Genomic DNA, 13105 nt, shown 5'->3' on the forward strand with positions numbered 1-13105 from the left:
CGACAATGAGCCCCCACCGCCGCCTGTCGGCGACAATGAGCCCCCACCGCCGCCTGTCGGCGACAATGAGCCCCCACCGCCGCCTGTCGGCGACAATGAGCCCCCACCGCCACCTGCCGGCGGCGATGAGTCTCCGCCACCCGATGAAGCCACTGGTACTCCCGACACCCCAGTGACTGATGACAATCGTCCGGTGAGCCCGATTGACGATGGCTTCATTGAGCTTGATGGGGCGCGTACCCCCTATAGCCGCGTCTTTCTTGGTGAGCAGGATGGCCGCACGGTGGCACGCATCCAGCGCTTCTTTACGCCGGTGGATTTCTATGATGCGGCGAGCGATAGCTGGTTGCCGATTGATACAACCCTCGTAGCAAGTCCAGCGGGTTATCGCAATGCTGCTGCCGACTTTGAGGTTACGTTTGCTGCTGGTAGCACCGAGCGTGTGCAGACCGACCGTGGCCCTCCGTTGCTCACTCTGGGCCGCCCCGGTGAAGCGCAGTTGGCCAAGCATGTGCCGAGTGGTTCAATCCCTGAACCCATTGTGGCTACCAATAGCATCACCTACCCCGCAGCGCTCGCTGGCAGCGATCTGGTCTACCATGTGGTGCCTTGGGGCATCAAGGAGGAGATTGTTCTCCACAGTGCCGCTGCTCCCGCCAGCTACGAGTTGCTGCTCGATCTGGACGGGGCCAGTGTGATGGCCAATGGCACGGCGGGCTGGCTGGTGCAGGATGCCGCAGGTGAAAACATCTGGCGCATCTTGCCGCCGATTGGCTACGATGCGGCTGGGGCGACAACCCCATTGCAACTGGAATTTACGCCACAGGCTGATGGACGCTACAGCGCCGTGTTGAGCGCCGACCCCGCGTGGCTCAACGATCCCGCCCGCGTCTACCCGGTGCGCCTTGATCCGACCTTTGCCAACCCGAGCTATGTTGGTGGTGAGACCTATGTGCAGAGTTTGGCTGCTACGACGATCTCCTACAACCAACGGGCACGCTACCTGGGCTACTCGACCTCGCAAGGGCCGAAGGGCTTCAACCGCATCTATGTGCCGGTTGATCTCTCATTGCTACCCGCAGGTTTGCGCGAAGAGCAACTGCTGGGCGTGCAGGTCGTGTTGAGCCAGTATGTCACCGAGAGCAGTGGGGCAGGCTTTGCAACCTCGGCCCACGTTGTGCCCACCGCTTGGTTTGACCTCACGCTCCACTGGAACAACCAGCCCGCTCAGGGTGCCCGCATCTCGGGCACACTGGTCAGCCCCGTGCTAGAGCATAAGCGTTGGGACGTGACCACCTGGGCGCGCGATGTGCTTGGCGGACGCCACAACAACCACGGCATCATGATTCGTGCCGACAACGAGAGTGGCACGGGTGATGGCGCTGGTATCTTCTGGTCGAGCCATTGTGGTAACTTCTGCCCCAATCCGACCATCAATCTGCCGATGGTTGAGTACACCATTGGCTTCGACAGCGGCCTCAACCCCTGGCTCGATACCTGGGCCTGGCGCAACCGTAGCGGCATCACCGACTTCGAGCAGTTTGTGCGTGACTATGGGCTTGAAGCGACGACCCACCTGATTACGGAGACGCGCCTGATCCAGACCTTCAGCACAACCGAGGAGTTTACCCTGCCGGTGAGCTTCGAGCCGATTGATCTGAATTTGAGCATCCCGCTGAGCATAACCAACTCACTCAGTATGACTGAGGTCATAACTGATGAGCATGGAATGCTCTTCCCCCGTCCGATTGCCTATGCCTACGAAGAGGTGTTGGTCAGACGGGTCTTTGACGATCCCTTCGCAGAAGTTTTTAATGCCACCATGGAGGGCGGCCTCTGTTTAGGCATGGCCGCTACCGTGGGCGATCTGCAGCGCGAGGATGGGCCGCGGCCCGTTGATTATGGTGGTGAACTGACGGTCGAGAGTATCCCTGATGCTGAAGCATCGCAAGAATACATCCAGACAATCCACGGGCGTCAACTTGGTTCGCAGGCGATGAACTGGCTGGCCACGCCGGGCTTGGGGCAACTCACGGTCAATCAGTACTACCAGCGCCTCTTGGCCATGATTGGCACTGCCGAGTGGCAAACGAACCCCGAAGTGGTCGGCATCATTAGTGGGGGCGGCTGCGACGACCTAGAGATCGGCCACGCGCTGCTGCCCTACAAGCTGATCTGGCTACCCAACAACCAGGCCCGCGTCTATGTCTACGATCCCAACTACCCCCCGGCTAGTGCGGCTGACGCCGACAATCGCTTCATCACCCTGGATCTTGCCAACAACACCTGGAGCTACAGCCTAGCCCAGGGTGTGCAGTGGCAAGGACGCACCATCTTCAGCACACCATTGAGCATCCTGTTGGAAGAGCCGATCCTGCCGACCGCGAGTGGCAGCGATATGCTCATGGTTCAAGGTGGCCATAGTCTCGCCTTTGGTGGGCACAGTCTCGCTTTTGGCGGCCATAGTCTTGCTTTTGGCGAAGATGGCACCAACACCCACACAGGCTGCTATGTAAGTTCCGATGGGCAGGTGCAACTCACCCAAGAGATCAGCCGATCCTATCGCGTGGTACCGCTCAGTGGTAGCTGGCGGCAGCAGGTCTTCCCCAATACCCTCTTTATGCCCGCAGGTCAGCCGTTGAGCTTCAATGGCTATGGGAGCCGCGATGGTGGCGTGGGTGATATGCTGGTCTTTGGCCCCCATGCTATGGTTGGAGCACTTAGCACCGTTGAAGCAACTTCACGCGATCGTTTGAGCTTCGATGCCGCGTTCCTTGAGGCGACCATGACCACCGCAGATAGCGACAAGCCGGTTACGCTCTACCAAGTGCGCGAGAGCGATGACTGGTCGCGCGTCTATGCGGTCTCCAACACCTCGCTCGCTGCGGGCGAAGAACTGCGGTTAGCGGTCAGCCCCGACTTTGAGCAACTCATTCTGTTCAATAATGCCCCACGAGCCAAGCGTTTCGATCTCGGTTTTGCCCATATTGGTAACGATGGCATTGGCCAGATCACCCATCGCGATCAGGAGATTGAGGCGGGCGCGACGATCATCTATACCCCACTGCCCTGGCACATGCTGCCTGACGCGCCCATTTTGGTCGAGATTGACGAGAATAGTAATGGTACCATTGATCATGTAGAACTGCTTGGTGGTACCGTCCTGCCGGTGGTTGCCCCTGTAGCGAGCATACCCACGACTCCAGGGGCAATGGTGGAGTTGCTGACCCACAACGAACGCGCTGCGCCTGGCGACTTTGGTTGGGTTGCGCCCCAGTGGGTGCTCTGGGGGGGCGAGCCGCCGACGCGCCAGATGCGTGGCAACCATACCACCCTGCGAGCATGGCTAGAAGATCCAGAAGCGATCTGCATTGGCATTGGTGCTGAACTGGTCGGTGTGCCAGGCACTCACGGCGGGCTGATTCGCAGCATCACCGCCCCGCCCTCCGATCCAGCCGGTCTCTCGTTCAGTGGGCAAGTGGTGATCGTGCCACTCTATGATCGCACCGTCATTCGCCGTGGCGGGTTACCCAACACCTATCACCTTGGTGGCTTCGCGGTGGTACGCATCCTCTCTGGCGAGGATGTCGGCGGCGATGATGCTGACTGCAAACCGCAACAGGGTTGCCGCAAGGTGATCCGTGGGGAACTCTTGGCCCTCAAAGTAGGTAAGTAGTGCGCTAAACGTCCCTCATCCCAAGCTGTTAGAGGCTGTCTGAAAAGTCTATGGCTTGGCGTTGGAGTGCCGGCTTTAGCCGGCTAAAGCTGGCACTCCAGTGTGTGCCCCCCGGCTTTTCAGACAGCTTCTTAGGCAGGGGATGCGCGGGAACTCGGTTCCCGCGCATCCTGCCACCATCCAACAGAGATAAGGCAATGTTATGGATACTGAGCAATCGCCCAAAATCAGCATAAACGTAGCTCTCAATCAATTGCCCATCGAAACCATCGAAACCTTGGTGTGCCAAATGTTTGCCGACCAAGCTCATGTCCATGAGGTCACAGTAACCGAACTGCGCGATAGTAGTATCGGTATGAGCCAGATCAGCCTGCTCTTAGCTATCCCGCAGGGTGCCGATGGGGTTCAGCACAACCCGATTGCGCTACGAATTGGATTGACGCCTGCTATTCTGCGTGAGCAAGAGAATTTCGAGCATTATGTGGAACCATATCTAGGTTTTGAGACAGTACACCTGAAGTATAAGGCTGTGTATGCCGCTGGTACGCCCTACGCCGCCTTGGGCTATGAGTACCTGCAGCGCAGCAGCGAGTCAATCCAGACCCTGCGGAGCATCTTGACCTATGAGCGTGAACATCAAGCAACCATCAATGCGCTCAAGCTCCTCTTTACCGATACCATTGCAAATCCAGAGCGCCCGCACAATGGCTGGTGTGGTAATAGCGAACGCTACGCTGCACAACGCCCGCTCTGGTTCTACAACCTCGTGCTGCCCCCAACCCTCACGCTACGTGAGGTTGAACCAACAGCAGAAGCTCTGCCTGCGGAAACAGTCTTGGCCATGCTTGCGCGTGCTGATCAGGCTGATAGCCATACGCTCAATGGCACACCATTGGCCTTCGCTAGTAACGCGGCCTACCGTGTGAGCATAGCACCCGAGGAGCCAGAGGAGGACGCAGCGGGGCTGATCAAGTTGCGCTGTCTGCTGCGTGAATCTCAAGCGCCCCCGCAGGGCATTAAGCGTCCTTTTGATCCGATCATCGCTCGCATTGAACTACGAGTAACACCAGCAAACCTTGCAGCGGTACAAACGGCTTTGCAGGATGGTACGGCGCTGATGGGGACGGTTGCGGAGACGCGCTACCAGTTTCTGCATGAACTCGTGCTACGTCACGATTTGCGCTCGGCTCAACTCACGGCACAAGGCAGCATTGCACTCGTTGACCCGCTGGCATCCTACGCCAAGTACCTGCAAGGCCCAGCAAATCTCCACACCTGCATCATTCACGGCGATCTGAATCTGGGGAACATCTTGATGCGGCGCCAGCGCAGCGGCGCTGAACAAACCCAAATGCTCGCATGGTTGATCGATTTTGACCGCACCATGGCGGGTGGTCATGCCGTCTATGATTTTGTCAAGCTGGAGACCGAGTACAAATGTCAGATTTTACCCTTTAAGCTACGACAGCCTCATGACATTCTACGCCTCGAAGAGGCGCTCTATCGGGCAATTTTTAATCCAGATGCAGTCCATGAGATACTTGGCGATAATATTGAACTTGTTTTAGCATATGATTTTTTATCCACACTACGTCGTTTAGCGATGATCAGCCTGCCAGCCCCACGCCCATCGCCGCACGAGTATTACCTAGGGCTGTTGTTGACCAGTTTGGCAACGCTGAAATACCGTAACCTCTACGGTGATCAGCGTGAGCGCTGGTTACAACCAGAGGCTGCGATTGAGCCGCTCGCCCGTGTGGCCTATCTCACGGCCAGTTTTGCGGCCACCGTCATTGATCGCGTTGCCACACTGCACCTCAAAGCCGAGAGTTATCCGATCCTGCCCTACGCTCGCCTACCAGAACGCCCACAACTCCTCGGACGCGATCTGCTGGTGGGGCAGATCGAGCGCTTATTCAACGCACAGCGCCATGTTGCGGTGATCTACGGCAGCGCAGGCAGTGGGCGCGATAGTGTAGCGACAGCGGTTGCAGTAGGTTTAGAACGTACCGGCTACGTTCCGCTCACCAATCTGATTGAAGCAACCGGCATGACGCCAGTCAACAGCGAGAGCGTCTTGGATCACTTGCTCGCCGCTTTGGAGTTACACCAAGTGGCAAACTTGCCTGCACGCGCCAATTTCGCCGCCACGCCCGACCCGGCGCGCCGGCGCGCCCGTTTGAGCAGCGCGATCAATCAACTCGCCGCAGCCCTCGCGAATGACAAACAACGCTTTATCATCAAAATTGCCTTGCAGCGCGGCGATCAAGAGTTGGAAGAACTCACGATCCAGCTTGCCCAACGCTTAACCCATGGGGTCTTGCTGCTTACCGCCGACCAGCCCTTGGCCAGTTTGTCTTCTGAAGTTCAATTCAAGGTCGAGCCGCTCAATGCCAAAGCTGTGCGTGATTACAGTGAACGCAAGCAGCTTAAACTGGATGCAACAGCCCAAACCAAGCTCTTGACGCTCACCGGCGGCTTACCGGGACTGCTCATACCTCTGCTCAACCAACTGGGTGATATGCAGACCCGAAGTTCATGGGATGATCTGTTAGCAAAACTGCCCCTCGACACGACCCGCGACCATTTTGCTCAGGATCTGCTCCAACAGCAGCAGCCAACCAACCGCATCCTCGCTGAACTTGATGCCTGTTTGCAGCACTATGGCTACGTAGAGGCCCACGATCTGGAGGTGTTGGCAGTGCGCTCACAACGCATCATGGCACAGCAAGCTGATTCAGTACTGCAACACTACACGCAGACCCTCGCGCCCATTCAACCGATTATTGGTGAGACTGCGTTGGCACAGTTTACTCGCCGCGACTACTACCGCGCCTTTGCCCTCGAAGCTGCCGCCTACTATGCCCAGCATCCCACCCGACCGCGCCACCTCGAAGCGCGCTACGCCCTGCTTGGCGGCGATTGGGAATGGGCCGAACGGGTTGTCCAACACCTGATTGCTACGCCCGACCGGGCCTACCAACTACCGCGTGCCTATCTCTTGAACCTGCTCGAAGAGCTCTTGAAGAGTCAGCAACTCCGTAAGCCAGGGGCAATTCTAGCCCTAACAGGCGATATTGCCGCCTTTTTGAGCAACTACACTCTAGCCGAAACCTACTACCAGCGGGCACTCTTTGAGCTCCCCCCCGATGCAGAAGCCACGCAACGCATCCTTGGTCAATTGCTGCGCATCTACCAAGCCCGTGGTGATCAGAACGCCGCCAACAGCGTTGCCGAAGAGTTGTACAGCGTCGCACCAGAAAGCTCACCACTTCACAGCCTCGCACTGGCCCACCAAGGTCATTCAGCCTTGATGAGCGGCAATCTCCCTCTGGCAGGCAGCACCTTTGCGCGGGCCATTGAGCAACTACAGGCAAGTCGCTCGACATGGGGCAAAGAACATGACTACTACCAAGAACATCTGATCCGCCTCACCGATATGCTGGCCCGGGTTGAGGCAATGCTGGGACGTAGCGACCATGCGATCCATCTGATTGGGAGTATCCGTACTGCAGCAACGGAACTTCATGACCGTGCGCTTATTGCTATGTTGGATAGTAATCGAGCAGCCTTTCACACGATGCGCGGACGCTTCCGCGATCCCATCCTCGCCCGTCAAATCTTTAGCCATGTATTGGTGGAACGGCGCGATCTCGGTGACTGGATTGGCACCATTCGTACCGGCCAGAATCTCGCTCTGCTAACGACTGAACTGGCGACAGCACAGAGCGATTGGGATACTGCCGAGGCGATCTATGCTGAAGCTGAAGTCTTGGTTGAGCAGGTTCAAGACTATGATGCCATCCAGATCTATGCCAACCACCTTGAGTTGCTCAATCGGCAAGGTGACACCAAGCGTGCGCAGAGTTATGCTGAGCGCATTGTGAGTAAAGCAGCCTATCAACAGGGGCGCAGTCAACTCAATATTGCCCGCACCCAATTGCTCGACGGTAAACGTAACGAAGCCAACCGTATCTTGATCGATCTTGCCGCGCTCCTGGGTCATAGTGGTGCCGATACCGAACAGCGCCGCGAATGGGCATGCCTCTGCCTTGAGTTGCACCTGCGCTTTGGGTACGACTACGATGCCGCAGCCCTTGCGTCCGCCCTACAAGCCCCCGAAGCTGAGCCTTTAGCCCCCCTCGATGAAGCACGCCTACGCTTTGGGCAAGGGCTTTGGGCCTGTACTCACGGCGATCTGAGCAACGCAGCAGATCATTTGGCCCGCGCCGAACAGCTTTGGCAGCAGGTGGGCTACCACTACCTCGCCACCAGCGCCGTCGTTTGGCAAGGCTTTGCCGCCCAGCGTGCGGGTGACCTTGCAGTTGCCCAGCAAGATTATGAGCGAGCCATTGAGCGCCTCATTCCTTTTGACAATCCCCCCTTGCGCCGCCTGGCCCAGACATGGCTCGCTGGTGACCAGGAGCCACCTGTATGAGCCGCCGCCCTAATGCCCTCCCCGCGCCTGCTGCAACCAACCTCAACCCGCTGACCCCCTTCCCGCCTCCGCCAGAGCCATTGATCGGACGCGAGCGTTGGCTGGAGCAGGCCGAAGAACGCCTGGCCCTCCACGGTGTTGTCGCCATCACCGGGCTGAGCGGCAGCGGCAAGAGCGCCCTCGCCGCCACGTTAGCCCGCGCCGCCCAGCCCAACATCCACTGGCTCACCATCTACCCCGAGGTGAGCAGCAGCAGCGACGATCTGCTCTTCCAAGTAGCGCTGCCCCTCGCCCAACTCGCCCCCGATACTTGGCACAGCCTGCATCTACTGCACCAGACGGTACGCGCCTACCCTCTGAGCGTGCGCCTGCAGATCGTCTTAGCAGCCTACAGCAGCATAGCCAACACAACCACCCTGATCCTCGACGGCATCGAACAGCTCAACGATCCCGGCGCACTCGCGTTGGTGTGCGCCCTCTGCGACCACGTTGCGCGCAAGGGTGGGGCCAAGCTCCGCATGATCATCGCCGGGCGCGAGTTGCCCTACGCGCTCACGCGCTACGCACTGGAACCCCTCGCGCCCCTTGATGCCACGAGCATCAGTGCGTGGGCCACACAGCTTGGACAACCGCTCGACGAAGCCGAGGTCAGCCAACTGCTCACCGCCAGCGCCGGACTGCCTGGTGCGGTTGCAGCAGCCCTGCAGCCCAACCTTGCAACCCACCTCAGTGCCGACATCGTAATCTGGCAGCAATTCCGCCAACTCAGCCCCGCCGAGCAACAACTGCTCATCGAACTCGCCCGTGCCGCCAGCCCGCCCACCCTCAGCTTTGAACAACGCATCCTGCTCACCCGCCTCGAAGAGCTCCACCTCGTCACCCGGCGCAGCGGCGCACCGCCCGAAGTAGCCCCGCAGATACAGGCGCTGGTGCGGACGTTGGGGTAGGTGGGGAGGAGGCGAACTCCAACTCTACCACGGCAGCTTTAGTGGTTCCGCGCCGCAGCGGGCACGGGCGCGACGCGAGATTCTCGATCCGCAGCGCCAACGCCTAATCCTGCTGATGAGTGATTGTGTCGGTACGGCTTGGCACGATGGGCGCATGCGCGCACTGCTGCATGAATGGGGCCAAAGTAACCTTGTCACGATTGTTCAGGTGCTACCCCAACACCTTTGGCGCCAGACCGCACTAGGCATACAGCGTATGGTGCGCTTCACGCAGCAGATCAGGCTGCTCAATAACCGCAATCTGGCGACCGCCTTTGTGCGCGCCTTTGCTCAAGCAGAGAGGCCACAAGGTCTCGCTATTCCCGTCATCGCATGCAATAAAGCTGCGCTCACCGCATGGTGCAAGCTGCTTGTGGCCCCAGAGCAAGCGGAGTTGCTGGGGTTCTGGTTTGATCAACCTACTGCGCCTCATAAGCAACACGCGGCAGGCGAGCCGCACAAGCTACTCACGCCGCAAGAGCGCCTGGACCGCTTTCGTGCGCTTGCCTCCCCACAGGCGCGTAAGCTGGCCGAATACCTGGCGATGGCCCCACTGAGCCTGCCGATTATGCAACTTGTGCGCCAGACGATGATGCCCAAAGAAGCTGACCATGAGCATCTCGCCGAGGTTATCCTGGGGGGCCTCATGCGCTCCAATGGCCCTGCCGAGCAGCGGCCCGCCTATGCCGCCCTGCACTACACCTTCATTGATGGAGTAGACGAACTGCTCAGGCATGCGCTACCGCTTGACGCAGCGGTCAAGGTCTGGAATGAGCTCTCAAGCTTCCTGCAGAGCCATTCTGGCCAACCAACCAGCTTCACCGCCTTCATTGCCGATCCCGAGGCCCTCAACCTAGAAGATTCCGCCGTTGGTGCCGCTTTTGCGGGCATCACTACCCGTTTTTTAGCGGCACTGGGCGGGCGTTATGCGCAGGTCGCTAAACGTGGTGGTGGCAGGTCGAAAGGAAGATCTGAGCAACCGACACCTCCTCAAGATAAACTTCTCTATAGCATTGAGATCAATCTTAGTGAGAAATTTAAGCTTCCCCATCTGAATTTAGAAGAGACAACAACGCTCATCAAGAAACTGATTGCACAGATGTTTGTTGATCAAACCGACATCGCTACGATTGAAGTTGCGCCGTTACCAAAAAGTAGCGCCGGTATCAGTACGATTGGTCTACTTCTTGCATTTGCATACACCTATGATGGTGTGTATCAGAATCCGATAACAATCCGCATTGGACGCACACCAGCCATTCGACGTGAACAAGCAAGCTTCCAACGGTATGTGGAACCCTATTTGGGTTTCGAGCGCGTGCGCCTCAAGTTTCAGGCTTGGGATGAATCCTACTCAGCTTTGGGCTATGAGTATGTACAGCGCAGCAGCGAGCCAATGCAAACATTGCGTAGCGTATTGGGCTATGAGCATGAACATCAAGCAACCATTCAGGCGCTCGAATTACTCTTTACCCAGACGATTGCCGATCCAACACGCCCGCGCAATGGCTGGTGCGGTGACATCCAGCGCTACACTGATCAACGCCCGCTCTGGTTCTACAACCTCGTGCTGCCCCCGACTCTCACGTTGCGTGAGGTTGAACCAACAGCAGACGCTCTGCCTGCAGAAGCGGTTTTAGCCATGCTTGCGCGTGCCGATCAGGTTGATAGCCATACGCTCCATGGTACACCATTAGCCTTTGCTAGTAGCACTGCCTACCGCGTGAGCATAGCACCCGAGGAGCCGGAAGAGGACGCAACGGGGCTGATCAAGTTGCGCTGTCTGCTGCGTGAATCCCAAGCGCCCCCGCAGGGCATTAAGCGGCCCTTTGATCCGATCATCGCTCGCATTGAACTACGAGTAACACCAGCAAACCTTGCAGCGGTGCAAACGGCTTTGCAGGATGGTACGGCGCTGATGGGGACGATTGCGGAGACACGCTACCATTTCTTGCATGCTCTGGTCAAGCGCCATGGTTTTGGTTTCCCTCTCCCCCAATCAGCAAGCATAGAGGGTCTCCCCGTTGTAGATCCGCTGGCATCCTATGCCCAGTACCTACAACGCCCAGGCGATCTGCATACCTGCATCATTCATGGCGATCTAAACCTTGGTAACGTCTTGATCCGTCGCCAGCGCAGCGGCACTGAACAAACCCAGATGCATGCCTGGCTGATCGATTTTGATCGCACCATGGCGGGAGGCCATGCCGTCTACGATTTTGTCAAGCTGGAGACCGAGTACAAATGTCATATTTTGCCCTTTAAGCTACAACAGCCTGATGATATTCTTCGTCTCGAAGCGGCGCTCTATCGGGCGATCTTCAATCCAAAAGCGGTGGCAGAAATTCTTGGCAATGATGTAGAACTCAAATTGGCCTACGACTTCATCGCTGCAATCCGACGTTTAGCCCTCGTCAACCTGCCAGCCCCACGTCCATCGCTGCGCGAGTACTACCTAGGGCTGCTGCTGACAAGTGTAGCGACGCTGAAATACCGTAACCTCTACGGTGATCGGCGTGAGCGCTGGTTGCACCCAGAGGCTGCGATTGAGCCGCTCGCCCGCGCTGCCTACTTGGCGGCCAGCTTTGCTGCGACGGTCATTGAGCGTGTTGCTACATTGCACACCACGGAGGAGAGCTACCCAGAGCATACAAAAGCTGAAGCCCTAGCTAAAAGCAACCTCGCAGGTCTGCGCGTCCTTGTAGTGGATAACGATCCCGAATTGCGCCAACAGACGGTTGCGCTCCTTGAAAAATGGGGCTGTCAAGCCTTTGCCCCAACCGATACGAGCCAGGCGCTGCTTGCTGCCGCCAAATCTGCCGTTAAAGCCTACTGCTGCCAGTTGGCAGTTGTGGATATGCGCCTGCTCGACGATACCAGCACCCAAGACATCAGTGGTCTGGAATTGGTTCCCGAACTACGCCCGGCCTTCACGATTGTCTACAGCGCCTTTGCCAGTGTACGCCAGGCTGCTGATGCCTTCCATAAATATGGTGCTGCCGATTTTGTGGCCCAAGAGGACGGCCCTGAAGTCCTTGAACGGGCCTTAAAACGGGTGGTTGCGACACATGCCATAGCCCGCCATACCAGCGATACACGCCGTATTGATATTGAGTGGTCAGATGGAGGGCAAAGCCTGGCCTCGCTCCGTCAGAGTCTCATGGAGGATAAGAGCTATGTCCCTGAAGATGAGGCGCATGACCTGATCGGACGCCTCTTTGTTGATGCACAACGGGTCGTGCTTGTTCCTATTGTTGATGAGCAACTCCCCTCCGATGCGCCCCTCGCCTCAACCACTTCGCCCAATCTGCGCCGCGAGACGCGCGTATTCCTTGCGCAAGTGGACAACCAGCATGCTCGCCTCGTGATCAAACTGGGCAAGAGTACGAAAATCAAGCGCGAAGTGGAGAACTATCGGCGCTATATCGAGCATGGCTTAGGCGGCCTCTTTCGCCCAGAGATGCCCGGCCATAAGCAACTCTGGAATATGGGGGCGCTCACCTACCGCTTGATTGGCTATGGTGAACTGGGATTGCATGACGATCCCCGCTCCTTCACCCAGTTCTATCGTACTGAGCATGATCCTAGTATCATCCTGCAGCCATTGCAGCATTTCTTTCACCGTCAACATTGGGGACGTTGGTATCAGACCGGGGTGCAACCCCTAGATGATTCCATCTTCCAAGCCTACGACGCGATGCTCCACGGTAAGTTGAGTTTGAGCATGCAGAAGCGGCATGCACTGGATCGTGATACGTACTTCCCAGCGCTACGCCAAGTGTTGCCGAACCCTATACGTTGGCTGAGTGAACACTACCAGACGACTAGTCGTGTTGCCAATCCGCGCAAGGCGATTACCCACGGCGATCTCCACGGCGACAACCTCTTTGTGACCCCCACCCACGCCTGGCCGATTGATTTTGAACGTACCGGCGAGGGGCCAATCCTGCGCGATTTCGTGGAACTCATTCAGGATATTCTGACCCGCATTGCTCAGTTTGAACT

4 protein-coding genes are annotated in these 13105 nt (G+C 57.7%); all 4 read left to right on the plus strand.

Annotated features, from left to right (window positions below):
• The coding region (locus CJ255_RS22855) for a DNRLRE domain-containing protein (protein WP_124681958.1) at window positions 1-3676 on the plus strand (3676 nt) is incomplete at its 5' end.
• A gap of 202 nt (window positions 3677-3878) precedes the next feature.
• The gene (locus tag CJ255_RS15005; RefSeq protein ID WP_097644911.1) at window positions 3879-8114 is read left to right on the plus strand and encodes a hypothetical protein; all 4236 of its coding nucleotides are present in this window, start codon (window positions 3879-3881) and stop codon (window positions 8112-8114) included.
• Window positions 8111-9061, plus strand: a complete 951-nt coding sequence (locus tag CJ255_RS15010) for an AAA family ATPase (protein WP_097644912.1) — start codon at window positions 8111-8113, stop codon at window positions 9059-9061. Before CJ255_RS15005 ends, CJ255_RS15010 begins: the two co-directional genes overlap by 4 nt.
• Window positions 9062-9167: 106 nt before the next feature.
• A partial coding sequence (locus CJ255_RS15015) for an SAV_2336 N-terminal domain-related protein (RefSeq protein WP_281257213.1) occupies window positions 9168-13105 on the plus strand: 3938 nt, incomplete at its 3' end.

Source organism: Candidatus Viridilinea mediisalina (genome assembly GCF_002532535.1).
GTDB classification, from domain to species: domain Bacteria; phylum Chloroflexota; class Chloroflexia; order Chloroflexales; family Chloroflexaceae; genus Viridilinea; species Viridilinea mediisalina.